Source organism: Salimicrobium album (genome assembly GCF_900107115.1).
Classification (GTDB): domain Bacteria; phylum Bacillota; class Bacilli; order Bacillales; family Halobacillaceae; genus Salimicrobium; species Salimicrobium album.
In genome coordinates this window covers 197,220-221,594 of sequence record NZ_FNOS01000005.1, presented here as the reverse complement: position 1 = coordinate 221,594, position 24,375 = coordinate 197,220, and the positions used below count along the sequence as shown (strand labels likewise).

Annotated in this window: 20 protein-coding genes; 5 read left to right on the top strand and 15 right to left on the bottom strand. The window is 48.4% G+C overall.

What is annotated here, in order from left to right; genetic code table 11:
* Positions 1-54 precede the first annotated feature (54 nt).
* Positions 55-1,551: a glycine betaine uptake BCCT transporter gene (locus tag BLU03_RS10705; RefSeq protein ID WP_093107738.1), complete on the bottom strand. Its 1,497-nt coding sequence runs from the start codon at positions 1,549-1,551 to the stop codon at positions 55-57.
* Positions 1,552-1,690: 139 nt separating this feature from the next.
* On the opposite strand from BLU03_RS10705, the gene BLU03_RS10700 reads away from it, so the two are divergent.
* Positions 1,691-2,668 (top strand): acrylyl-CoA reductase family protein, encoded by a 978-nt coding sequence (locus BLU03_RS10700; RefSeq protein ID WP_093107736.1) that lies wholly within the window; start codon positions 1,691-1,693, stop codon positions 2,666-2,668.
* 72 nt (positions 2,669-2,740) lie between these two features.
* Here the strand turns inward: BLU03_RS10700 and BLU03_RS10695 are convergent, their stop codons facing one another.
* From BLU03_RS10695 to BLU03_RS10670, 6 genes are all read right to left on the bottom strand, one after another.
* Entirely contained in the window at positions 2,741-4,342 is a 1,602-nt protein-coding gene (locus BLU03_RS10695) for an amidohydrolase (protein ID WP_245698827.1), read from the bottom strand.
* A 56-nt stretch (positions 4,343-4,398) separates the two neighbouring features.
* Positions 4,399-5,850, bottom strand: a complete 1,452-nt coding sequence (gene aldA / locus BLU03_RS10690) for an aldehyde dehydrogenase (RefSeq protein WP_008588318.1) — start codon at positions 5,848-5,850, stop codon at positions 4,399-4,401.
* Positions 5,851-5,976: 126 nt separating this feature from the next.
* A complete protein-coding gene (locus tag BLU03_RS10685) occupies positions 5,977-6,984 on the bottom strand; it encodes a glycosyltransferase family 2 protein (protein WP_176765461.1) in 1,008 nt (335 codons plus the stop codon).
* Positions 6,985-7,171: 187 nt separating this feature from the next.
* Entirely contained in the window at positions 7,172-8,431 is a 1,260-nt protein-coding gene (locus BLU03_RS10680) for a PucR family transcriptional regulator (protein WP_008588313.1), read from the bottom strand.
* Between the two features lie 167 nt (positions 8,432-8,598).
* Positions 8,599-10,146, bottom strand: a complete 1,548-nt coding sequence (gene pruA, locus BLU03_RS10675) for an L-glutamate gamma-semialdehyde dehydrogenase (protein ID WP_008588312.1) — start codon at positions 10,144-10,146, stop codon at positions 8,599-8,601.
* A 24-nt stretch (positions 10,147-10,170) separates the two neighbouring features.
* Complete coding sequence (locus BLU03_RS10670) at positions 10,171-11,088, bottom strand: proline dehydrogenase family protein (protein ID WP_076571444.1); 918 nt, start codon at positions 11,086-11,088, stop codon at positions 10,171-10,173.
* 273 nt (positions 11,089-11,361) lie between these two features.
* On the opposite strand from BLU03_RS10670, the gene BLU03_RS10665 reads away from it, so the two are divergent.
* Positions 11,362-12,351, top strand: coding sequence for a DmpA family aminopeptidase (locus tag BLU03_RS10665; protein ID WP_093107730.1), 990 nt, complete (start codon positions 11,362-11,364; stop codon positions 12,349-12,351).
* On the opposite strand, the gene BLU03_RS10660 is transcribed toward BLU03_RS10665, so the two are convergent.
* The 3 genes from BLU03_RS10660 to BLU03_RS10650 all read right to left on the bottom strand — a co-directional run bounded on the left by BLU03_RS10660 (position 12,348) and on the right by BLU03_RS10650 (position 15,447).
* On the bottom strand, positions 12,348-13,289 hold the full coding sequence (locus BLU03_RS10660; RefSeq protein ID WP_093107728.1) for an ArsA family ATPase: 942 nt from the start codon (positions 13,287-13,289) through the stop codon (positions 12,348-12,350). The genes BLU03_RS10665 and BLU03_RS10660 overlap by 4 nt on opposite strands.
* A gap of 13 nt (positions 13,290-13,302) precedes the next feature.
* A complete protein-coding gene (locus BLU03_RS10655) occupies positions 13,303-13,569 on the bottom strand; it encodes a cory-CC-star protein (RefSeq protein ID WP_008588302.1) in 267 nt (88 codons plus the stop codon).
* A gap of 141 nt (positions 13,570-13,710) precedes the next feature.
* A complete protein-coding gene (locus BLU03_RS10650; protein WP_008588300.1) occupies positions 13,711-15,447 on the bottom strand; it encodes a carbon starvation CstA family protein in 1,737 nt (578 codons plus the stop codon).
* A gap of 265 nt (positions 15,448-15,712) precedes the next feature.
* On the opposite strand from BLU03_RS10650, the gene BLU03_RS10645 reads away from it, so the two are divergent.
* A complete protein-coding gene (locus tag BLU03_RS10645) occupies positions 15,713-16,900 on the top strand; it encodes a CynX/NimT family MFS transporter (protein ID WP_093107726.1) in 1,188 nt (395 codons plus the stop codon).
* The gene (locus tag BLU03_RS10640; RefSeq protein ID WP_084193879.1) at positions 16,857-18,110 is read left to right on the top strand and encodes an MFS transporter; all 1,254 of its coding nucleotides are present in this window, start codon (positions 16,857-16,859) and stop codon (positions 18,108-18,110) included. The genes BLU03_RS10645 and BLU03_RS10640 overlap by 44 nt, the downstream gene beginning before the upstream one ends.
* A gap of 68 nt (positions 18,111-18,178) precedes the next feature.
* Here the strand turns inward: BLU03_RS10640 and BLU03_RS10635 are convergent, their stop codons facing one another.
* Positions 18,179-19,834, bottom strand: a complete 1,656-nt coding sequence (locus BLU03_RS10635; RefSeq protein ID WP_076571314.1) for an SLC13 family permease — start codon at positions 19,832-19,834, stop codon at positions 18,179-18,181.
* A 174-nt stretch (positions 19,835-20,008) separates the two neighbouring features.
* On the opposite strand from BLU03_RS10635, the gene BLU03_RS10630 reads away from it, so the two are divergent.
* The gene (locus BLU03_RS10630) at positions 20,009-21,175 is read left to right on the top strand and encodes a LysM peptidoglycan-binding domain-containing protein (RefSeq protein WP_093107724.1); all 1,167 of its coding nucleotides are present in this window, start codon (positions 20,009-20,011) and stop codon (positions 21,173-21,175) included.
* 48 nt (positions 21,176-21,223) lie between these two features.
* Here BLU03_RS10630 and BLU03_RS10625 read toward each other — a convergent pair whose 3' ends face one another.
* The 4 genes from BLU03_RS10625 to pxpB all read right to left on the bottom strand — a co-directional run bounded on the left by BLU03_RS10625 (position 21,224) and on the right by pxpB (position 24,357).
* Positions 21,224-21,802: an NUDIX hydrolase gene (locus BLU03_RS10625; protein WP_093107722.1), complete on the bottom strand. Its 579-nt coding sequence runs from the start codon at positions 21,800-21,802 to the stop codon at positions 21,224-21,226.
* Positions 21,803-21,891: 89 nt separating this feature from the next.
* A complete protein-coding gene (locus BLU03_RS10620) occupies positions 21,892-22,647 on the bottom strand; it encodes a LamB/YcsF family protein (protein WP_093107720.1) in 756 nt (251 codons plus the stop codon).
* Positions 22,648-22,651: 4 nt separating this feature from the next.
* Positions 22,652-23,659 carry a 5-oxoprolinase subunit C family protein gene (locus BLU03_RS10615; protein ID WP_093107718.1) on the bottom strand — a complete coding sequence of 336 codons (1,008 nt, stop codon included), beginning with the start codon at positions 23,657-23,659 and terminating at the stop codon, positions 22,652-22,654.
* Entirely contained in the window at positions 23,656-24,357 is a 702-nt protein-coding gene (gene pxpB, locus BLU03_RS10610; RefSeq protein ID WP_093107716.1) for a 5-oxoprolinase subunit PxpB, read from the bottom strand. The genes BLU03_RS10615 and pxpB overlap by 4 nt, the downstream gene beginning before the upstream one ends.
* Positions 24,358-24,375: the final 18 nt, after the last annotated feature.

Genomic DNA, 24,375 nt, shown 5'->3' with positions numbered 1-24,375 from the left:
AAATATGCTACCACTACCTTAATTACGTGTAAAGCGGAAAAATCGAAGTATCTCCTACTTCTGTAAATCCTGCTTTATTTTTTCCCTGTCTGCCCTAATTGCTTTATAAAAAGCGTAAACCATCAGAAGCATAATCACGGAAAACGGAAGAGCGGCTATAATAAGGGCATTTTGTAATGCCTGCAGTCCCCCTGTATAAAGCAGTACAGCTGCAACGGTCGACTGGGCGATTCCCCAGGCGAACTTAACCGTCTTCGGAGGGTTCAGTGAGCCATTGGTCGTCTGCATACCAAGCACGAAAGTTGCCGAATCTGCAGAAGTGATAAAGAAAGTACCGATTAAAAGCATAGCGATGATAGACATAACGATCCCCAGCGGAAACTCATTGAATACTCCGAAAAGAACCTGAGTATCTGCAAGGCTTGCTACTTCGGAACCGTTCTGCTGAGTCTGGATCCCTGTAGCTCCGAATACCGTAAACCACAAAAAGCTTACAAGGGAAGGGATGAGGAGCACACCGCTCAAAAATTCGCGGATGGTACGTCCCTTGGAGACCCGGGCAATGAATATACCGACAAAAGGCGCCCAAGCTATCCACCACGCCCAGAAGAAGACGGTCCAGTCCATGACCCAGGCGCGCTCCTCTTCACTGTTCGGAGCCAGACGCAGGCTTTCGTAAGCGAAATTCTGTATATATGCTCCCAGAGAATCGATGAATGTATTTGCAATGTAAACGGTGGGCCCCACTATAATCATGATGCCGAAGAGCAGAGCAGCCAGCACCATGTTGGCATTACTTAAAAGCTTAATCCCCTTGCTGAGCCCGGTATAGGCGGAAATCATGAACAGGACAGTTACCACTGCAATAATGATCAGCTGCAGGGAAAAGCTTTCGTCCCACTGCAGAAGATATGTAAGACCCCCGTTGATTTGGGCAGCGCCGAAACCGAGCGTCGTGGCAACCCCTACTATCGTTGCAAAAACGGCAACAACATCAATCGCTTTCCCCCAGGGACCGTACATTTTATCACCGAATATCGGTTCCAGAGTGGCACTGATGAGACCGGGCTTCCCGTGACGGAATTTAAAGTACGCAAGTACAAGAGCCACTATCGCATATATCCCCCAGGCATGCACTCCGTAATGAAAAAAAGAAAGGCGCATAGCGTCACGAAGCGCTTCCCTCGTGCCGGGTTCTGCCAGTGGGGGTGTGTTTATGTAATGTGATACCGGGGATGCTGCCCCGTAGAATACAAGACCGATTCCCATACCCGCGCTGAACAGCATGGAAAACCACGTCGGATAACTATAGTCAGGCCGGTCTTCAGCGCTCCCAAGCCTTATCTTTCCGTAAGGACTGAAAATGAGATAAATACAGAAAACTACGAAAAACGTAACTATGAGCAAGTAATACCAGCCGAAATTCGATGATATGTAGCTCATTATAGTTCCGGTAGTCGCTTCAAAGTTACCCGGAGCGAAAATTCCCCATACGGAAGCTGCGATAGTAATGGCTAATGTTATCCAAAAAACTTCTGTCAATTTTTTCATGATGTCCTCCTTTGAATTGTACATATAAAAGTTATATACCCATCGCTCATTCCAATAAACAGTTTAGCAAAACTCTTATGTTTCATGAAACCCTTTTCCGGCTATGAGAATAAGAGCATTTATTAAGGAGGAATAACCGATGGAAAAATTCCAGTCACTGGTGCTCGAAGAAGATAAAAACCTGCATCTCCGCTCTCGGACGGAAGACGACCTTTCCGAAGGGGATGTCACGATAGAAGTAGCCTATTCCAGTATCAATTATAAAGATGCCCTTGTAGGGAACCAGAATCAGATAGTAAAACACTATCCCCTCGTTCCGGGCATCGACCTTTCCGGAACTGTAATAGAATCCAGGGACGGTTCTTTCAAAAAAGGACAGGAAGTCATCGTTACAAGCTACGACCTCGGCACCGGACACGACGGAGGGTTCAGCCAGATTGCGAGAGTACCGAAAGAATGGGTGGTACCTCTTCCTGAAAATATGAGTTTAAAAGAAGCGATGATTCTCGGAACTGCGGGTCTTACCGCCGCTTTGTCCATTCAGAGACTTGAAGATAACGGGCTCACTCCGGAAAAGGGTGAAGTTCTCGTTGCCGGTGCAACCGGCGGTGTCGGAAGTGTCGCCGTAAATATTCTTGCCCAGAATGGTTACAGTGTTACGGCAGCTACCGGAAAAGATTCCGAGCATGACTATCTGAAAAAACTGGGAGCGTCCTCTATCATTCACAGAGATGAAATCATGGATACGGACGGTACCCCTACACGGAAAAAACGCTGGGCCGGTGCGGTTGACCCGGTAGGTGGCAATACCCTTCAGTATATTTTGAGCACGCTTGAAAACAGCGGTTCCGTCTCCACCAGCGGACTTGTAGGCGGCATCCAGATTTCCACCACTGTCCTGCCCTTTATCGGCCGGGGGATAAACTGGCTCGGCATCGATTCCGTCACCTGCCCTATGCACGAACGTAAAAAAGTATGGCAGAAACTTGCGGATGAATGGAAACCTTCCATGCTTCAGGAGGATATGCTGAACGAAGTCAGCCTCGAAGAAGTACCGGGCGTCCTTGATAAAATTCTGCGTGGTGAAGTTCGCGGAAGAACCATTGTAAAACTCTGAGCCGCCTGTACGTGCAGGACACCAGATGATTGTAAACGCAACGAAAACAACCCCGGCGCTGCCGGGGTTGTTTCATTCAGATTCTGCGTACGTCTGTATACCTTTATGCCACGTTTCCGTAACTTTAATATCTTTCAGCCGGCCTGGCGGGCTCTCGAGTGGATGCTGGTCCAGCAAAACGAAATCCGCCTGATACCCCGGGCTCACTTTCCCTTTTCGATATTCTTTGAATTCAAGGTAGGCAGGAGCATGGCCCATTCCATAAAAACTTTCATCCACTGTCAATTTCTCCCCGGGCATCCATCCGCCCTCGGGCTGATCTTCCAGGTCCTGCCGTGTAACAGCCGTTCCTACTGTTACCATAGGATTGATCGAACCGATAGGCAAATCCGAGCTTAAAGTAAGCGGGATCCCTGCTTTCTTCATACTCTTGTAGGGATCCGAAAAAGGTACAAGCTCTTCCGGTACCCATTTCTCTTTCTTATCCCATTCTCCGAGAAGAAAAGAAGGCTGCGTCTCCACGTAGGCATGGCTGGCAGAAATGCGCTCAATCAAGTCCGGCGCCAGAGTCTGGGCATGTATGAGCCGGTGACGCAAATCTTTCGTACAGGCTTCTTCCTGCTCCAAAGCTGTCACTGCCTGTTCCACAGCCCGGTCCCCGATCGCATGCATCGCTACCTGCATCTGGTTTTGTGCGGCGTAGCGTACCATCTCGTTCACTTCTTTTTGATTGTAAATGAGCGGACCGCTTTTTGACGGTTCATCCGGGTACGGGTTTCTCATCGAAGCAGTATGAAGCCGCTGGGTTCCATCGAGAAACAGTTTAACAGCCCCCACCGTTACGCTAGCGGTACCATCTCCTGTGCGCATCGTTTCTTTTTCAACAAATTCCGTAATATCATCTTTGTGAAAAACATAATGGTGAAGCTGCACATCAATCGGCAGGTTCCCTTCCTGCTCCAGATCGGTGTACGCCTCATAAAGCCTCGCAAAACTACCGATAAAACTGCGGTCGTCCGTATGTACACTCGTTATACCATAGCTGCTCAGACGGGGAAGGGCCGCTTTAATAGCATTTTTAGCCTCTTCCTTATCACGTCCCCAGAACCTGTGATTGATGAAATGAACCGCAGTGTCTTTAAAACGTCCATTCATCTGCCCTGAAGTATCTCTCTCCTTAAAGGATTCAGGTATGCGGGAAAACTCCTTTTCTTCCTTTAAGAGGTCCAGAGCATTTTCACTGATGACACACTCATGTCCGTCCTCATGAATAAGATAAATGTAGGCATTCACCTGGATATCGTTTAAATCTTTTGCTGTCAACGGGCGTTCCAGATCCTCAAATCCGGCGTCATTGAAACCTTTACCGAATATCCATTGCCCTTCTTCAAGCACCCCGTAATGTTTTTGTATCATCTCTTTCATCTCCTTGAAACTGTCCGCCTCCCGGAGATCCAGCTCTTTCACCAGCAATCCGTACCTCAGCAGATGCATATGTGAATCATTGAATCCCGGCGCAAGCACCCTGCTTTCCCCGTCGATGACCGGCCCCTCTCCCTGGTAAGGACTCGGGTACACTGCTTTAATGTATTCTCCTTCGAATTCCACTGCGTACAGTTCTTCCGGCTTTTCTTCACCGGACGGCTGGTAAATCCGCACATTATCTATAATCATTTTTGTGACTCCTTTTAATAAATTTCCTGCATCCGTCTCCGGATGCAGGAACATCATTACTGTTTGTCATTTTTGTACTGCATATACACAACCTGTGTCACAAGGAAATCTTCTACGCCGTGTTTGCCGTCGGTACCGCCAAGCCCCGACTGACGCATTCCGGCATGATAACCCTGCACAGCTTCGAAATTCTCGCGGTTTACATACGTCTCTCCGAAACGAAGCTCGTTAGCCACGCGCATCGCCTGGTTGACGTCGTCGGTGTATACCGAGGAGGACAGACCATATTCGGTGTCATTTCCTTTTTCAATCGCTTCATCAAGTGTTTTGTATGTCGAAATTGGAATAACCGGACCGAATATTTCTTCCGTCATGATTTCCGATTCATGGGAAATATCGGTCAGAATGGTCGGTTTAAAGAAATAACCGGAATCAAGATCCGCTCTTTCTCCTCCTGTAACAACAGTAGCACCATCAGCGACAGCATTGTTCACCATTTCTTCGACTTCTTCCAGGCGTTCTTTGCTGACAAGAGGGCCGACGTCCACTTCTTTATCTTCTTTCGGATTTCCTATTTTCATACCTTCAAAGGACTCTTTCAATTTCTCAATAAGCTCTTCTTTTTTACTTTCGTGTACGTAGACACGCTCTGCGTTCGTACAGGCCTGCCCGTTGTTTGCAAGCCGGGACGTAACGATACTTTCCGCTGCTATATCGAGGTCGGCTTTATCCGTGACGATAGCCGGTGCTTTCCCTCCGAGTTCCAGATTCACTTTCGTAATATTCTGCGCTGCCGCTTCCATCACTTTTGTGCCGGCGGGGACGCTTCCGGTCATCGTGATCATCTCAACGTCTTTGTGGGAAGCCATAGCGTTTCCGAGTTCGGATCCTGTGCCGGTAATGAAGTTATAAACCCCTTTAGGAATATCTTCCATCTTATCGATGATTTTTGTGAATTCGGCAGCCGTATTCGGGGTCTGCTGACTAGGCTTCAGAACGATTGTACAGCCGGTTACGAGAGCAGTGGCAACTTTACGTGCCAGAATGAATACCGGGAAGTTCCATGGTACGATACCGCCCACGACTCCTATCGGTTTCTTATAAACGAAGATGTTCTCGTTCTCTCTGTCACTCGGTACAATTTCACCTTCTATGCGTCTTGCCCACTCGGACATATAGCGGAAGTAATCAATAGCCAGGTCCACTTCCCCGCTGGCCAGTCCGTAGTCTTTCCCCTGTTCTTCCTGCAGGAGATCAATGAACGTATCGCGGTTGGCTTCGATTTCGTCCCCGAGACGACGGACGATTTTTCCTCTTTCAACATTCGGTGTGAGCTCCCAGCCTTTTTGAGCCTGTTTCGCTGCTTCCACCGCTTTATTCACGTCCTCTTCGGTACCTCTTGGAGTTTTGGAAATAATCTTACCCGTAGCCGGGTTTTCGATCTCTATCCAATCATCTCCACTGGACTCTGTGTATTCACCATTAATGTATAACTTGTGTTCAATCACTTTATCATCCTCCTGTAGTTGTACAGAGAATGTTCCACTAACTGTACACCTTTAAACAAATGATCCGGATAAGAAAAAACGCAGCCCTGACTTATAGGCTGCGACTGTTCCCTTATGAAATTCACCTCACCTGACTATTTTTTTGACTGAGTTCTTCAGACTGTTGAACGGGTGCAGGATCAGTAAAGCCGCTAAAGGAGAGCGGGAAAATAACTTTATGTTGAACAATTTAACAAAAGTATAATGCTGCATGTGGTGGTACTTTTTCCAGAACGAAAAATCAAGATACTCAGATGTCTGCCAGCCCGGAATGCTTTCATTCAGGTACCTTTCCATTTCCATGAATTCACGTTTTCTTTCGGAAAATGATACATCTCTTGAAGAGTACATTCTGTTAAAAAGAAAAGTATTGATTAAAAGAGGTTCCAGCCCCTTTCTTACTTCTCCACCTTCTCTGAAGTAATCCACAAGGCAGTTACATGCTATATACATATGATCGTAAAGTTTCTCGTTTTTACTTACATTCGTCTCGTGACTCAAATCATATACATACAAGGGAGTATTTAAATAATTAACGTGGTCAGCTTCGTGAAGTACTTTAGGTATAGTCGCATGATCCTCGAATCTGAATTTCTTTTCCGGAAAACGGATGACGTCGAAAAGTTTTCTTCTGAAAATTTTGTTGCATGGAAAGTGATCAGTGAGCATCAATTCCCTGTAATCCAAATACTTAAGTTTTAAAGCGACATTTTTCATTTCAGTTCGCGATTTTTTTACAGTGTAATCAAAAATCAGAATGTCCCATTCATTCGTGTCGAGAATTCCTTTCACTTTCCGGCGGGCACCCTCCACTAACAGATCATCCGAATCGACAAACCAGACATATTCCGTCACTGCATGGTCAAGACCCAGATTTCTTGCTACACCCTGCCCCTGATTTTCCTGATGCAGAATGATAAAACGGGTATCTTCCTTATAGGTTTCCATCAAGTATTCGTAAGTCCCGTCGCTTCCCCCGTCATCCACAATAATCACTTTATCCCCTTTTACCGTCTCGGGAAGTAAAGTATGCAGACATTTTTTCAGCAGGTCCACATTGTTAAAAGTGGGGATAATGTAAGAAATATCAGCCACCTGATCACCTTCTTTGTAGTTTTCCACTTCATTTTTGATTTCTTTCGTCGGGTCATGAAGATGTAAAGAGATAAAATCGCTGCCATATTCCCTGCGTCCTGATTTCTATGATGTTCCTTTAAGTATATGGTACCCCTCCCGCAATAACAAGACGAAAAAATGAGCGTATGCAGAAGGTTGCATACGCTTAAGAAAGTGCGTTCAGATATCTGTGATAGTAGGAGTCCACGTTGTTAACGAGGAGCAGTTCCATATAGAGATGGGCTTTCATATTGAAATCCTGGAAATCTATGGACGTAAGCTCCTGAATCTGTTTAATCCGGTAGTTCAGCGTATTCGGATGGATATACAACTCGCTTGCCGTCTGTTTCCCTTTCGTATTGTTGGCGAGGTACATTTCAAGCGTACGCAGCAGGTCTGTCTGTTTTTCCCTGTCGTTTTTGATCAGTTTCAAAAGATCTCCACTGTAATAATCGTCGGCACTATTCTTTTCGTAAAGAGCAGCAAGATAGCGATACGTGCCCATCTTCGAGAATTCCCGCGGCATCGTCTCCGGACGGGGCTTAAGAAAACTTGCAACTTCAATCACTTCGAGTGACTCCAGGAAACTTTTCCGTATTTCCCGGAGGGTGTCATACTCTTTTCCGACACCTATCAGAAAACAATAAAATTCCTCTTCTCCGACTTCCGTCTTCACTCTCGAAATAAAAGTGCGGGCTTTACGTAAAGACTCCCCTTCCGATTCTGCTTCCATCAGCAGAACCAGCTGATATTCCGATTTCAGAAAGTACATACGATATTCCTGCTTATACGTCCGCACGATCCGCTCGAGGTAATCCAGCATATACCGGTACCTGCTTTCCGTTACGGAAAAAACTATGACAGAAGCGCGTTCCGGCAGGGAAATTTTGACGAGAGCGGCATCTTTCTTCAGCTGACTTTCAGAAGAATACTCGTGATTGAGCAATTTCCACAATACTTCATCTTTCCGGTTATCTTTTTCGCTCGTCGTTTTATGAAGATCATAGATCATCTTACCGATATAAGGAGTGATGTCGCGGAGAAATTCCATGTCCTCCTCTTCCATCCAGTCGTCCGATTCCTGTATCCACACATATCCTACCGTCTGCCCCATATGCTTTGCTGCAATGACTACCCGCTGTCGGAACCCTATATCTTCGATCGGATGAACGCGAACCGGATGACTGGTACGCTCCAGACGCTGCACGATCCCCTCTTTTTTCAGATGATCTATAATAAACACCGGGCATTTCTTCGATAGTATAGTCTTCTGCTGTGTCTGATCGAATCCATCGAAGGAGGAACTGTAGGATACAAGTTCAAAACTCTTATTTTCGATAATTACAGGCTTCTTCAGCTTCGTACTGATGATTTCGGTTGCCTTGTGAATATCTTCCACCTGCATCAGAAGTTCTTTCCATTCCATTTATTTCTATCCTTTCCCGAACAAGGTTTCGCTCGGTATCATTATACCTATTTTCAAGTGTCAGAAACAAGAAAAGTGCTGATTGTTCAGGAAAATTCCATTTGTCAAAAAATATATCATAAAAAAAGCACCACCCTTTTACAAGGATGGTACTTTCCTTAGTGATACTAGAACATTTCCGAAACTGTTTTAGCCTGCATATGCAGCATAATATAGTCAGGTCCACCGGCTTTAGAATCCGTACCGGACATTTTGAATCCGCCGAACGGCTGGTAGCCGACGATGGCGCCTGTGCAGTTACGGTTGAAGTAAAGGTTTCCGACGTGGAAGTCGTACTTCGCTTTTTCAAGATGAGCACGGTTATTGGAAATGACGGCACCTGTCAATCCGTATTCCGTATTATTCGCTATGTCGATAGCTTCATCGAAATCACGGGCTTTTGTGAAGCAGACGACAGGCCCAAAAATCTCTTCCTGCTGCATGCGGGAATCCGGAGCCAGGTCAGCGAAAATTGTAGGCTCGATGAAATACCCTTTAGAGTTGTCCCCTTTACCGCCTGTAACCAGTCGGCCTTCTTCTTTACCGATGTCGATGTAACTCATCACTTTGTCATAGGCGCTCTGATCCACTACAGGGCCCATGTAGACGTTATCTTCTGTAGCATTCCCTACGGTAAGTTTCTCTGTACGTTCTTTCACCATTTCCAGCACTTCATCATAGACATCTTCATGAACGACAGCACGGGAACCGGAAGAACATTTCTGTCCGGAGAAACCGTAGGCGGAAACGACGATAGCTTCGGCAGCCGTTTCAAGATCGGCTTCTTTATCCACGACCACCGTATCTTTACCACCCATTTCGGCAATAACCTGTTTCAGATGATTTTGGCCTTCCTGGACTTTTGAAGCACGTTCAATGATGCTCGTACCGACAGCACGGGAGCCTGTGAAGGAAATGAGACCGACTTTCGGGTGGTCCACAATCGCATTCCCTACTTCTCCACCGCTGCCCGGAATGAAGTTCAGAACACCTTTTGGAAGTCCGGCTTCTTCAAGCACTTCAACAAATTTGGCTGCGATTACTGCACTGTTGGAAGCAGGTTTCATAACTACAGTATTACCTGCAACCAGTGGTGCTACTGTCGTACCTGCCATAATAGCGAGCGCCAGGTTCCACGGTGGAATAACAGCTGTCACGCCGATAGGCTGATAAATATACTGATTGTGTTCGCCTTCGCGGCTTTCCACGTGTTTCCCTTTTTTCAGTTCTACAGCCTGGCGGGCATAATACTCAAGGAAATCAATCGCTTCTGCCGTGTCGGCATCCGCTTCTTTCCATGGTTTACCTACTTCATAAGCAAGATAGGAAGAAAATTCGTGCTTGCGGCGACGGATGATGGCAGCTGCACGGAAAAGAATTCCGGCACGTGCTTCCGGGTCCCATTTTCTCCAGTCTTCGAAAGCTTCCGATGCAGACTCCACCGCTTTTTCGGCAAGTTCTTTATTCGCTTTGGATACGACCCCTACCACTTCTTTCGTGTTCGCAGGGTTCGTCGATTCTATTTTTGCATCTGTACGGATACGCTCGCCGTCAATTAGAAGATCATGCTGCTTTCCGAGTTCCCCTTTTACATACTTAAGAGCCCCCTCGAAAGCTTCCTTGTTTTCTTTGACTGTAAAATCCGTAAATGGTTCGTGTTTGTATGGCGCTACCATGATACATTCCCCTTTCGATTTATATTATCGTGAAAAGATTCCTTTTACTGCAAAGGCTATATTTGCAGGGCGTTCTGCCAGACGTCTCATATAATAACCATACCATTCCATTCCGTATGGCATATAGACGCGCACAGTGTACCCTTCTTTCGCTAAATCATGCTGCAATTTATTTCTCATGCCGTAAAGCATTTGAAATTCGAAACGGTCTTTTGAAATACCGTGTTCCCTGGCCAGCTCTTTCGTGAAGTTGATGACTTCTTCATCATGACTCCCGACGGCTGTATAGTTGCCGTTAAGCATGTGTTTCTTGACCAGTTGTTTCAAGTTCTTATCTACCATATCTTTATCCTGGAATGCGACAGTTCCGGGCTCCTTGTAAGCACCTTTCACGAGTCGCACGTACGGATCGTATTTGTCCAGTTCGTCCAGATCTCTGTCCGACCGATATAGATAGGACTGGATGACGAGTCCGACGTTCGGATACTTCGCCCGCAGTTCTTTGAAGACATCTATAGTTGCCTGACATCGACCGGAGTCCTCCATATCGATCTGTAAAGTGATGCCGAGTTCCTGAGCTTTATCCAGAATTCGTTCCATATTCCGGATCACCAGTTCGCGGCTTATGTCTAGACCGAGTGATGTCAGCTTCACGGACATCTCACAGGCCAGGTTATGATCAAACATTGTCTGCACCGTTTCCACAGCTTCCCCGGCACGTTCTTTCGCTTCCTCTTCGGAATCCACGAATTCCCCGAGATGATCCACGGTTACTACTAACCCTTCATCATTCAGCTGTCTGATGACCGGAACTGCCTGAGAAAAAGTTTCTCCTCCGACCAGCTTATCGACACCGAATCGGGTTCCGTACTGTTTTGCCAAACGATCGAGTGTTTTATTATTTGATAGAAACAAGAAAAAATTCTTCGTGATGGCTTGCAAATTCAACACACCCTTTCTTTCCTTACCTCCCTGAACTCATGAAGAGTTAGTAGCAGATCTGTTTGAACTGTTAAGAAAATTATAATTCTTGAAAGCGCATTCCTCAACGTGTGCGGACCACAAACATCCGGTGGAGGTTTCATAGTTTAACCACAATAAAACGTATTATGCCGGGAAAGGACAACGGATTGTGAACTTTTTCAATTAATAAGGACAGTCGTTGACTGAAACGCTTATGATAAAATGAAAGAAAGCTGAAGGAGGCGGTAAATAATGGCCAGGTCAGAAGTAACAGGGAAAGGACACAGCAACAGAATAACGGATGTAGAGGGTGTTCTCGTAGGACATGAAACATTGAGCGAAGGATCTGTGCAGACCGGAGTTACAGCTGTACTCCCGCATGGAGGTAATGTATTCCGGGAAAAAGTCACTGCTGCTTCTCACGTAATAAACGGCTACGGGAAAACGTCCGGAATGATGCAGCTGGAGGAGCTTGGAGAACTTGAGACACCCCTTCTGCTAACCAATACATTGGGAGTCGGAAGTTGTTTGAATGCTCTTTTGGACCATGCTCTGGAAGAGAATGAAGAAATCGGGAGAACATCAGGAACAGTCAACCCTGTGGTCGGGGAGTGCAACGATATGTTTCTGAATGATATCAGAAGCAGAAGCATCACTACCGAACACGCCCGAAGAGCAATCCGCGCAGCCGGCAGAGAGTTCCGGGAAGGATCCGTCGGGGCCGGGCGCGGGATGCTGTGCTACTCCATGAAAGGAGGTATCGGCTCTTCCTCCCGTCTCATCTCAGTCGACAAGGTCACCTACACTCTCGGAGTTCTCGTTCTGACAAACTTCGGAGTAATGAGCGATTTGACGTTCCACGGGAAACAGATCGGGAAGTATTGGGCCGACAAAGTAAAAGCCGAACCCCATGAGGATAAAGGCTCCATTATGATAATCGTCGCAACGGACCTTCCTGTTACCCACAGACAACTTACGCGCATACTGAAACGATCCGTCACCGGACTCTCCCGGACAGGGTCATTTATCGGCAACGGAAGCGGGGATGTAGTCATCGGCTTTACGACCGCGAAGAATCAACCCCGTCTCCCAGATCATCTTCTGGACGGAGCGTTCCGTGCTGTCGGGGAAGCTGTGGAAGAAGCTATATTCCGTTCCCTGCAGGAAGCGGAACCGGTGACCGGAAGAAACGGTTTCCGCCCTCCGACCTGGAGTGAACTCATGGGGAAATATCCGATTTAATATTTACTGCCGGTCATCGAGTGACGCAGGTGATCACTGAAATCTTTTAATTGTGCAAGCGTGGCGATGTCTTCTTCATAAAGCGGGATCTCGACAAGGTGCTGGTTACGGAAAGTTTCCCGGAGCTCTTTCAGATGTTCTTTTTCCACTTCCCGGCGTTTTTGAAGAAAAGTGCCGTCAGCGTAATCCGGCAGCACTTTATTCACGAAAATATCGCGGATGTGAAAATGGTGCTGATGCAACTGTTTAATGGCCTGTTCGGTTTCAAGGATAGAGAGGCGTTCGGGGATCATGACGAATACGAAGTTCGTTTTCTCCTCGTCGAGAACGATTTCCCGTACAGCTTCAAACTTCTCCCGTCGTTCCTGGAGGACATCATAAATAGGATCTTCGACAGGCTCACCGTCATTGAGCAACTGTGTATAATTATCGTTCGTTTTTTTACGCTTCTCAAGCATCCCGTCAATCCATACAGTCATCATTTCGGGGAGGGTCAGCAGCCGAAGGGTATGGCCGGTCGGCGCTGTATCAAAAATGATATGATCGAATTGTTCGTTCTCCTCCAGGATAATTGCCGTAATCCGGTCGAAAAGAGCCGCTTCTTCCGCACCAGGCGAGGCACTCGCCATGTCAATCTGTCTGTGCACTTCTTCGACCATCTTTGATTTCACAAGCCCTTCCAGGTTTTTCTTGACCCCTTCGATATAGCGGGCGGATTCTTCATGGGCATCCACTTCCATCCCCCACAGGTTGTCGGTCAGTTTCTTCTTCTCGTGATTAAGCTTCGTATGGAAAATATCTCCGAGGTTGTGGGCAGGATCGGTGGACACGATAAGTGTTTTCTTTCCCTCTTCCGCTCTCACCAGAGCAAGAGCCGCACTCGTCGTCGACTTCCCGACTCCGCCTTTTCCACCGATAAATACAATTTTCTCTTTCATACATCATTCTCCTTCAGCAGCAGCGTATTCCCTCAAGGGGGGATTTTTCCATTCCCATCCGTAAATGCCAGTCGTGATACTTATCAATAATATACGGGTACAGTTCCAGAGTATAGTAGAACGCCGGGTTCGGTATACCAAGCATATCGGAATACAGAAGCAGCAGGAAAAGATCATCCTCGTCCCTTAATTCCCGGGCTATTTCCGTTCGATGCGGCATACTGAGCACTTCTTCGTAGTAATCCACGAGACGTTTGATCATCGATTTACGATCAGGCATAAAATTCTCCTTTCTTTGACTAGCAGAGTTTCGTGCATATCGACATCATTCCCTGATTCTTTGGTCCACACCTTTGTATCATCACTTGCAAATCAAAGAGGAGTCACAAAAGTATTGTGCTCCCCTTCTTTCTGTTATCGATCAGTTACTTTTTTCGACTTTACCTCCATCTTCTTTCATCAGAACAGAGATGGCAGTAATCGTTATCCATATGGCGAATACCATAATAAGAGCGCCGAACGTAAACAGAAGCCAGTCAGATCCTTCCACCCACGGTGCCCAGTCGGTGAGTACCTGAGAAATCATGGCCCAGAGGGTCATGAACATCAGGAAAATCATCGGAATCATCGCCGGCCAGTAATTTCGGCCGAGCCGCTTCAGCCATACGGAAATAAGTAACAGACTGATACCTGCAAGCAGCTGGTTCGACGTACCGAACAGCGGCCATAACAGATATCCTCCGGAACCGAAACCTTTCGGACCTTCCGGAATAAGTGTAAGAGCAGCACTGGAAACGACAGCGACTGTAGTAGCAACATGAGTCTTTGTCAGCGCCGGAACATTATATTCCGTACCCAGTTCGGAGATGATATAACGCATCAGACGCACCGATGAATCGAGTGTCGTAGCCGCAAAGCTTACAACGATTACCGATACGATGGTAGCTGCAGCCTGGGCAGGGATGCCAAGTCCGGTCGCCAGCTGGGCTGCGCCCTGAACGAAAACCCCGAGACCCGCTCCGCTTGCTTCCGCAAAGCCGCTGTACGTGTTTGTGAAATCTCCCGCTGTAGGAAAGAAAGTTACTACGGCTATGATGGAAATCAAAGCGAGCGCCCCTTCCCCTACAGCACCAAGATATCCGACGAACCGGGCATCCGTTTCTTTATCCAGCTGCTTGGATGAGGTGCCGGAAGACACAAGACCGTGGAAGCCGGAAATCGCCCCGCAGGCGATGGTTATAAACAGCAAAGGGAACCAGGATGTATCTGCCGTTCCGTTATTTACCGGCGCAGTGACCTCCGGGTTCGAAAACAGAAGACCCAGATAAAGGATGGCAAGTCCGACAACCAGCTGATGGGAGTTGATAAAATCCCTCGGCTGCAGAAGTTTCCATACCGGCATCGTCGAAGCTATATACACATAAACCATCAGGATAATGATCCAGACGAAGAAAGCCATAGATGTAGCCGAAGCTCCGAAAAGAGAAGTACTGCCTTCCCCGCCGAAATAGCTGACCAGGTCAATCTGCAGAGCCGGAACATAACTGGCGACGATGGCCGTCAGATACATAACCGCAAGAGCTGCCAGAGACGGCAGAAGCATACTTCCCTGCTTTTTGTATACCGTATAACCAATCCATATGGCCAGCGGTATCTGGATGAATACAGACAGCACCGCGGACGGATTTGTGATGAACAGGTTTGCTATAACCCAGGCGAATACAGCGTTGACCATGAGCACCAGGATAAGAATAATGAATAAAAACAGTATTTTGGCGCGTTGACCGATCAGCGTATTCGCGAGCGTCCCTACTGACTGCCCTTTATGCCGTACAGACAGAACGAGTGTACCGAAGTCATGGACACCTGCCGCAAAAACGGTACCGAGAAGCACCCACAAAAGAGCCGGAAGCCATCCCCAGTACACAGCGATAGCAGGGCCGAGAATCGGAGCAGCTCCCGCAACAGACGTGAAGTGATGTCCCCATAAAACCCACTTATTCGTCGGAACGAAGTCCACACCGTCTTTATATTTATGAGCCGGTGTCGTGTAGTTCGGGTCAAGTTTGTAAATCTTTTCTGCCAAGAATTTAGAATAATACCGATAACCAAGTGCCAGGACAATAATACCGAAAACCGCAAGCCAAATCCCGTTCATCAGCCTTCCCCCTTTAATCATCTTCCGCATCTTTATGTATTCGTTTTCAATATGGATTTAATTATACTACCTTTCCTGAAGAGCTTCAATCTATATTACTGATTTTTCTAAACATTCTTACATAATTTTTCAAACAGCAGACTATCCCCTTTTCCTCTGTTAAAAATATGGCAGAAACAACGAATTAACGATTCCGGCTCATAGGCAACAGAGGAATCTTCATGCTATAGTAGTAAAAGTAAATCAATGGAAAGAAGGATACATAATGAACAACCGTAAATTCTATACTGCCCTGCTCATCCTCGGTATTGTACTCGTGTCGTTTAACCTGCGGCCGGCCATCACTTCAGTCGGCCCCGTGATTGGTCTTATCAGGGAAGATCTGAGTCTTGCCAACTGGAGCGCGGGCCTTTTAACGACGTTACCTCTTGTCGCTTTCGCTTTCACTTCCCCGGTCACCCCGAGAATCAGCGCCAGATTCACAAATGAAATCGTACTGGTCGCCGGAACATTTCTGATATTCGCAGGGGTTGCTGTACGGCTGATTCCGAATACGGCTGTTTTGTTCGCAGGTACTCTGCTTGCAGGTATCGGTATCGCCGTCTGTAACGTTCTGCTGCCGGGAATAGTGAAAGAGAAATTTCCTGACAGAGTCGCTCTCATGACCGGAGTCTACGTTACAACAATGGGAGTATTTGCCTCGGTGGCTTCAGGCGTAAGCATTCCCGTAGCTACAGGACTCGGGTGGGGGTGGACGAATGCCCTGGCGATCTGGGCCGTACCCGCTTTTCTGGCAATGGTCCTGTGGATTTATCTGATTGGGAAAGAACGTAACACCCCACGTAACGGGGAATATTTCGAACTCGACCAGACCAATGTGTGGACGTCCCCGCTGGCATGGAAAATCGCATCATTCATGGGACTGCAGTCGTTTCTCTTCTACGTCACGGTAGCCTGGCTTCCCGAAATTCTGAATGCCGGGGGCGTCAGCATAGCAACTGCAGGATGGATGACTTCTGCCGCCCTTTTCATCGGACTACCTGCGAGCTTCATCGTTCCGGTTATAGCCGAGAAATTCAACGACCAGCGGAAAATGGTGCTTATCCTCGGCACTTTTTCTCTCGCCGGTTATTTTATTTTGTGGATCGGTAACTCTTTTGCTCTGTTGATGGTAAGTATTATATGCATCGGTATCGCCCTGAGCGGCAATTTTGCTCTCGCTCTCGCTTTTCTTGGCATGAGAACGAAGTCGGCCCGGCAGGCGGCAGCACTGTCCGGCATGGCGCAGGCTTTCGGTTATACGCTTGCAGCAGCCGGACCGATGCTCATCGGCCTTCTCTATGATCTGAGCAGCAGCTGGATGCTGCCTGTACTCACTCTTCTGCTCGTTTCTGCAGGAGTCATTCTTTTTGGTATGGAAGCGGGAAGAAACCGATACGTCGAAGAATCTTAACGAGAAGGGAGGGATGACGTTGTCTCTGCAGCAACCCTATACACCCAAGGACAAGAGTTTTTGGCAGATAACACTGAGCCTCACTCTTGCATCCTTTTTTATTTTTGCAAGTATGTATGCCGTCCAGCCGCTGTTTCCCGTCTATGTGGAAGAATTCAATATAAGTATCTCGGCAGCCAGTCTGTCACTTTCCCTGACAATCACCGGGCTGATTGTAGGACTGATCGTTCTCGGTTTCTTTTCGGACCGGCACGGGCGGACGTCGTTCATAAAAGCCTCCGTTGCCGGTGCGACTATTCCTTTTCTGATTATTCCATGGACAGATTCTTTTTTTCTGCTCATCTGTCTGCGGTTTATTCAGGGGGTGGCTCTCGCCGGACTCCCGGCCGCCGCTCTTGCCTATCTGCACGAAGAAATCGACAGCGGCAGTGTTCACGTAGCCACCGCTCTTTACATATCGAGCAACGCCCTCGGAGGGATGGTCGGACGGGTGATGGCAGGAACGATGACCGATTTCTTTTCCTGGCACACGTATTTTTATATGCTCGGGGGCCTTGGTACGGTTATGTTTCTGCTAATGCTCCGTCTTCTCCCCACCTCCCGTTTCTTTGAATCAAGCGAGCTTTCTTTCCGCCACGATCTGCATGGTTTCTCTTATCATCTGAGAAACCCTCGGCTGCTCCTTATTTTTGGTCTTGGAATCATTTTTCAGACGAGTTTCACCGGGGTATGGACTTACCTACCGTTCCATCTGCAGGAAGCCCCATTTTTCCTGTCGCTTGCAAGTATTTCTCTGTTTTATTTCGCTTATGGTCTTGGTGTTGTCGGCTCGCCTCTAGCTGGATGGCTCGCCGGACATTTTCCTCTGAGCAGCGTGCGGCTCACCGGGATTCTTGTACTCTGTATCGGTATTTCCCTTATGCTTTTCGACGCTGTATGGATTATTTCTATAGGCCTTGCCCTTCTCTGCCTTGGGTTCTTTACCGCACACTCCCTGACCGCCTCCTCTATCGGGGATCTCGTCACACATCACAAGGGCAGTGCCTCCAGCCTTTATCTTGTTTCTTACTATATAGGCGTCGTGACCGGAAGTTCAATGCTCGGCCCCCTTTACAATTCACAGGGGTGGCCGGGACTGATGATTTTTCTCGCCCTCCTTCCGCTCATCTATATCGTTATCGTACGAAGCACGGTAAAGATCGGAAATTAGCGGCATGACAAAAAGAAGAAGCATAGAGCGTACACTCCATGCTTCTTCTTTATTTACATCATCGTTATTTAATTTGGATTCTTGAGCATTTCCGGTACTTCGGTCAAATCGATGCCCCATGCCACAGGAAGCCAGAAATAAACGGCGAGGGTTACGATAATGACCCCTACAAAGTTCAAAGCGATACCGGCTTTGGCCATGTCCGGTATGCGGAGATATCCGGAACCGAATACGACGGCGTTCGGAGGAGTAGCCACCGGCAGCATAAATGCCGAAGAGGAAGCTACGCCGGCAGCGATCATAACAGCATAAGGGTGCACCCCGAGCGCTACCGCAAGTGACGCCATGATCGGATACATCATATTCGCCGTCGCCGTATTCGAAGTGATTTCGGTAAGGAAGATCACCATCACCGTCACGGCCAGCAGGACGACGAACAGATTGACGCCTTCAAGTATAGTAAGCTGATTCCCGAGCCACTCGGAGAGGCCCGATGCACTGAATCCTCCGGCGATAGCCAGTCCTCCGCCGAACAGAAGCAGAATGCCCCACGGCAGTTTCACTGCAGTGTCCCAGTCCAAAATCCTTCCTCCCTTTTCGTTCTTCGCGGGAATGAGGAACAGAATGACGGAAGCAGTAAGGGCAATGACAGCATCATTTATGTTTTCGTTCACGAACTCCTGCAGCAGGAAGGAACGGGTGATCCAGGAGAAAGCAGCCAGTATGAATACGACTAGGATCACTTTCTCCTCAAAGCCCGCTCTTCCTATCGCATCTTTCTCTTTCTTAATAACATCCCGGCCTCCCGGTAATGTTTTCAGCTTCAGCGGGTAGGCTACTTTAATCAGGTAAAACCACGCAATGAAAAGGAAGGTCCACGCTACCGGCACACCGAACAGCATCCAGCGTGCGAAGGATATTTCCACGCCGTATAAATCGCCGGCAATAGCAGCGAAAGCTGTGTTCGGAGGCGTCCCGATGAGAGTACTCACTCCCCCGATCGAAGCGGAGTAGGCAATACCGAGCATAAGTGCTTTCCCGAACCCGAAGTTCTCCTTCGATGTATCGATGGAGTCATCGTCTTTCAACTGTTCCGATACCTGGTAAATGATAGCGAGACCTATCGGCACCATCATCATGGCGGTCGCCGTATTGGAAATCCACATGGACAGAAAGCCTGTGGCTACCATAAACCCGAGTATAATCCGCTCCGTATTTGTTCCTATTACGAGAATAATACTTAGAGCGATCCGCTTGTGTAAGTTCCATTTTTCCATGGCGAGAGCTATCATGAACCCTCCCATGAATAAAAAGATCGTATCGTCCCCGTAGGAAGACGCCGTCTCGTCCATCCCGAGACCTCCGGTAAGCGGAAACAGAATGATTGGAAGGAGAGAAGTAAGCGGTATGGGAGCCGCTTCCGTCATCCACCAGCTCGCTACCCAGAGCGTACTTGCGAGTACCGCCTGGGCGTCATCCGACATGCCTTCAGGCTGGAAAAACAAAAGTGTAAGTACAAACAAAAGCGGGCCGATGATCAGACCAATCCATTGAACCTTTGAGTAACTTGGACCCCCATTATCGTCATCCGGCCTTGCACTTCGTTCTGAATCGGTCGCTTTCCCGGTGGAGGTGCCACTGTTATTCGGCTTAACGAAAAAACTGAGAAGTTCCTTGGCCTGGTCGTGCTTTTCCCACAGCCAGTTCCACGTTGCTGATATCATATATTGTCCTCCCATTCCTTTATGTATGCGTTATCATTTGACGATTATATCAGAAAGTTGCCTCTTTTTGTTCTTTTTTTTACTTTTAAGTAAAACATTCCCGGCGCTTTAAACAGGTAATCTTCTGCGAAAAGGAGTATAATAGAATTACAAATCTATAGTGAGGTGACTGTAATGAGCCGGATAGTGACCATGATCTTCATGACTGTGCTGCTCGTTTTCGGTTCTTTCTCTACTGTCTCTGCTGCAAGTTCCGCGTTCATTATGAAAGGGGACATTTCCTCAAAAACTGTAGCTCTCACTTTCGACGACGGTTCGGACGGTACCAACATCTCTTCCATTCTCAATGTCCTGGACAGGGAGAACGTCACCGCTACCTTCTTTTTGACCGGTTCCGGAGCGAAAAATCACCCCTCCTCCATACGGAGTATCACGCGTGCCGGTCATGAAATTGCCAACCATTCCTACTCCCATCCCGACTTCACTACTATTTCTTCTTCTCAGATGAGAAATGAACTTTCCCGTACGGAAAGTGCTGTTGAATCCATCACCGGCCAGTCTCTTTCTCCTATTTTCCGGGCCCCGTTCGGAGCCGTTAACAGCCGGGTTCTGAACACTGTTGGCAATGCCGGGTATACCCATACTATCCACTGGGATATCGACACTTTGGACTGGAAAGGCTACTCTTCTTCCCGGATATACGACCGTATTATGTCGAATGTCCAGCCCGGTTCTATCATTCTCATGCATACGGGTGCCGGGGCTTCCGGAACGACGAAAGCTATTTCCCGCGCCATCCCTGCTTTAAAACAGAAGGGATACAGTTTCACGACGGTCTCGCAACTGCTCGGCACGACGACAGCTTCCACCCACCGCGTGCAGGCAGGAGACACGCTCTACTCTCTGGCCAGAAGATACGGGACCACTGTGGATGCTCTGATGAAAAACAATAACATTTCGGATGCACGTATGCTTCGTATCGGTCAGGTTCTGCATCTCTCCGGTTCCGGAAACGGAACTGTGGACCCGCCTGCCTCTCAGACTTCCTATACGATAAAACGTGGCGACACGCTTTACAGTATTGCGAGAAGATATAACGTGTCGGTGTCAAACCTTGCTTCTCACAACAACATCTCCAACCCGGCTTATATCCGCACCGGTCAGGTACTGAAAATCCCGGGTACCGCTCAAGTATCCAAAACGCATACAGTCAAGTCAGGGGATACCATGTACCGGATCGCCCTGAACAACCGTGTCACTGTGTCCGCTCTTGCCGCCGCCAACTCCATCTCTTCGCCGTATATCATTTATCCGGGACAGGTGCTGAACATTCCGCGTTAAAAAATAAGTGTGTCCCCCGGTTCACGGGCGGCACACTGTACATATTCTTCATCCTTCAGTTTCCAGAAATTTTTCGACGGCATGAATGAGTCTCGGGTAATACGCGTTGCCGTGAGGTACAAAGTCGTTTTCTTTCAATACCCGCCCTCTCGCTGAATTCACTTCACCCTTATGCCCCTGAAACAGAGCTTTGAAATCCTCCCAGCGTATCCGGTCCATTTCCTTGACCTCTTCCTTCTGCAGGGAGAACTGGGAGAGAGAATGACTGCAGACATAAACATGTTCATGAGCGAATTCCCGGTCGATTCCGATCCACGTATCGAGTACCGCTATTTTTTCCAGGTTTTCATAAGGGATATCAAGACCTATTTCTTCCTTCACTTCCCTTACGCCGTCCGACACAGACTCTTCCGCTTCCAGATGTCCCGCTGCCGTGATGTCATAAAGACCGGGGTAATCCTTTTTTGATGGGCTTCTCCATTGAACGTATACATAGATATCACCTTCGCAGTAACTTAAAAGCCAGCAGTGAAAAACTTCATGCCACTCCCCGGAAGCGTGAGCCTTTTCTCTGTCCATTATTCCTTTGTATTCATAATCGTCCGTAAATACTTTTATGTATTCCATCGTTCTCTCCTCTTACGCTTATTAAACAATTGTTTTTAACTAAAGGCCGGCCGCTTACTGCTTAAAATAAACAGCCGGGCCTCCTCCCGCTACGCCCCTGGAGCTTTCATACTTATGTCGTTCTCCTCCAGAAACTTCCGGATGGAGCGGGTGAAATCCACCGCTTCGCTGTTGTCGCCGTGCACACATACAGAGTCCGCCTGTATGTCGATCGTCGTTCCGTCTCCGGTTCTCACCCTTTGGTGGAGCACCATATCACGGACCTGTTCTAGAGCCTGCTCTCTATCCGTAATTACTGCGCCCTTTTCCTTTCGCGGAGTAAGTGTACCGTCAGGCTGATACAGACGATCCGCAAACACTTCACTAACTACGGGAAGACCGGTATTCTTCCCGGCTTTTAACAGCTCACTTCCGGCGAGGCCGTAAAGCATCATGCCGCCGGCGTCCCGCACGGCTTCCGCTATCGCCTGTGCCAGTTCCGCGTCTTTGGCGGCCGTATTATAAAGAGCCCCGTGCGGCTTTACGTGCTGGAGGCGAGTACCTTCAGCTTCTGCGAATGCCCCCAGTGCTCCTGTCTGGTACAGCACGAAATCATAAGCGTCCTCGGGAGTTATATCCATCTTCCTTCTTCCGAACCCGGCCAGGTCCGGAAGTCCTGGGTGAGCTCCGACAGCCACATTTCTTTCTGCCGCCATACGCACCGTTTCTTTCATTAAGCGTGAATCTCCGGCGTGAAACCCGCAGGCTATGTTGGCCGAGGTCACATGATCCAGCACTTCCCGGTCTCTCCCTTTATTATACACTCCGAACCCTTCGCCCATATCGCAATTCAAATCGACAGCCATTCTGTTATCCCTCCATTATTTTTCGTTTGACGGATTGTTCACACAGGGCCAGCCGGTTTTCGACGGTCAATAACAGTTGCTCAGCCTCCGGGTGAGTGATCATACGGAAACTGACAGCCTCTCCCGGACGCAGCTGTGCTGCTTTCGAGCAGTCCACACTGATGATCTGGGCTATTTTCGGGTAACCGCCCGTCGTCTGCCGGTCGGCAAGCAGAATGATCGGTTCGCCATTCGACGGCACCTGGACGGTTCCGAATGTTACCGGTTCTGACAGAATGTCCTGTGGCTCCCGGAGCGTCAGCGTAACTCCGTCCAGTCTCACACCCATCCGGTCGGACTTGCTCCCGGCTTTGTACCTTTCTGTTTCAAAAGCTTCTTTACTTCCGGCATCAAATAATTCATAGTGCCTCCCCGGAAATGCACGCAGTTCTCCGGGACTACCTTCCCGAAAATGCCCGGGCCCGGGGACTCTCCAGGCCGGGTAAGTAAACCCTTTCTCTCTGGAGGACCGACTCAGCCAGTCTTTCACCTCTTCGTTCAGATGACTGGGTTCATTTACCGAAAGCACGTCTCCTTTTTCGAGTTTCCTTCCTTGGTGCCCACCGGCTTTCATACTCAGATAGGTAGAGAAGCTGCCGAGAAAGTTCTCTCCGACAAAACCTCCCGCTATCGCTACATACGTCCGGATTCCCCTGGCAGCGTTGGAAAAATGGAGAGTCTCCCCTCTATCTATATACACCGGTCGCCACATCGGTACACGTTCCCCGTTTATTTCCGGTTTCATATCCGCTCCGGTGATGGAGATAACGGCCGGTTCCTCAAACAGTAACACGTCTCCCTGAAGAGTCATCTCCAGTACAGCTGCGCCGGCCTCGTTTCCGACTGCAATATTGGCCAACCGGTAAGCGAATGTGTCCGCCGCGCCTCCCGGACTTGCCCCGTATTTCTGATAGCCTCTGCGGCCTGCGTCCTGTATTGTCGTCAAAAGACCCGCTTTCTGCACCTGTATCATTCTTCTCCCTCCAGACGGTTATATTCTTCAGGAGAGACAGGATAAAATTTCACCCGGTCCCCCGGCTGAACGTAGGAAGGAGATTCCCTGTCCGGATTGAACAGCTTAAAAGGTGTTCTGCCGATAAGCTGCCATCCTCCGGGAGACACTACCGGATACACTCCGGTCTGTGAACCGGCTATCCCGACTGAACCGGCCGGCAAGCTGGTTCTCGGAGAATCCTTACGGGAGGTCGCGATCCTTTCGTCCATACCTCCGAGAAAAGGAAACCCGGGAGCGAATCCAAGCATGTATACCAGATATTCGTTTTCGGAGTGAAGCTTTATGACTTCCTCTTCCGTCAGCCCGTTCTCCCCGGCTACTATAGAAAGATCCGGACCGAATTCGCCTCCGTAACAGACAGGGATCTCCACGGTGCGATGTTCGCTCTTTTCCCGTGGCTCCGTCGTGTCCACGACCTTCTTCAGCATCTCCGCCACCTGTTCATAAGGGGAAGAATACTCAGGGTAAAATGCCAGGGCATCATAATAGACGGCCAGTCCGGTATAAGAAGGTACGATTTCAGATAGCCAGGACCACTCATCTTTCTCCAGCCGGGCTGCGACTGCCTGCACGGACTCATGCGTGTCAGGATCGATTTCATCTCCTAAAGTAATGAACAGGGACTGGTCTCCAAGCGGTTCAATCGTATGTTTCATCGTGAGCTTCCTCTCCCT

Bases quoted from the DNA above. Each gene is read 5' to 3' on its own strand.
- BLU03_RS10705 (WP_093107738.1), bottom strand. From the start codon at position 1,551: ATGAAAAAATTGACAGAAGTTTTTTGGATAACATTAGCCATTACTATC.
- BLU03_RS10680 (WP_008588313.1), bottom strand. From the start codon at position 8,431: ATGGAATGGAAAGAACTTCTGATGCAGGTGGAAGATATTCACAAGGCA.
- BLU03_RS10660 (WP_093107728.1), bottom strand. From the start codon at position 13,289: ATGAAAGAGAAAATTGTATTTATCGGTGGAAAAGGCGGAGTCGGGAAG.
- BLU03_RS10695 (WP_245698827.1), bottom strand. From the start codon at position 4,342: ATGATTATAGATAATGTGCGGATTTACCAGCCGTCCGGTGAAGAAAAG.
- BLU03_RS10645 (WP_093107726.1), top strand. From the start codon at position 15,713: ATGAACAACCGTAAATTCTATACTGCCCTGCTCATCCTCGGTATTGTA.
- BLU03_RS10620 (WP_093107720.1), bottom strand. From the start codon at position 22,647: ATGGCTGTCGATTTGAATTGCGATATGGGCGAAGGGTTCGGAGTGTAT.
- pruA (WP_008588312.1), bottom strand. From the start codon at position 10,146: ATGGTAGCGCCATACAAACACGAACCATTTACGGATTTTACAGTCAAA.
- BLU03_RS10650 (WP_008588300.1), bottom strand. From the start codon at position 15,447: ATGAACGGGATTTGGCTTGCGGTTTTCGGTATTATTGTCCTGGCACTT.
- BLU03_RS10625 (WP_093107722.1), bottom strand. From the start codon at position 21,802: ATGGAATACATAAAAGTATTTACGGACGATTATGAATACAAAGGAATA.
- BLU03_RS10635 (WP_076571314.1), bottom strand. From the start codon at position 19,834: ATGATATCAGCAACGTGGAACTGGCTGTGGGAAAAGCACGACCAGGCC.
- pxpB (WP_093107716.1), bottom strand. From the start codon at position 24,357: ATGAAACATACGATTGAACCGCTTGGAGACCAGTCCCTGTTCATTACT.
- BLU03_RS10655 (WP_008588302.1), bottom strand. From the start codon at position 13,569: ATGCCTGATCGTAAATCGATGATCAAACGTCTCGTGGATTACTACGAA.
- BLU03_RS10615 (WP_093107718.1), bottom strand. From the start codon at position 23,659: ATGATACAGGTGCAGAAAGCGGGTCTTTTGACGACAATACAGGACGCA.
- BLU03_RS10630 (WP_093107724.1), top strand. From the start codon at position 20,009: ATGAGCCGGATAGTGACCATGATCTTCATGACTGTGCTGCTCGTTTTC.
- BLU03_RS10700 (WP_093107736.1), top strand. From the start codon at position 1,691: ATGGAAAAATTCCAGTCACTGGTGCTCGAAGAAGATAAAAACCTGCAT.
- BLU03_RS10665 (WP_093107730.1), top strand. From the start codon at position 11,362: ATGGCCAGGTCAGAAGTAACAGGGAAAGGACACAGCAACAGAATAACG.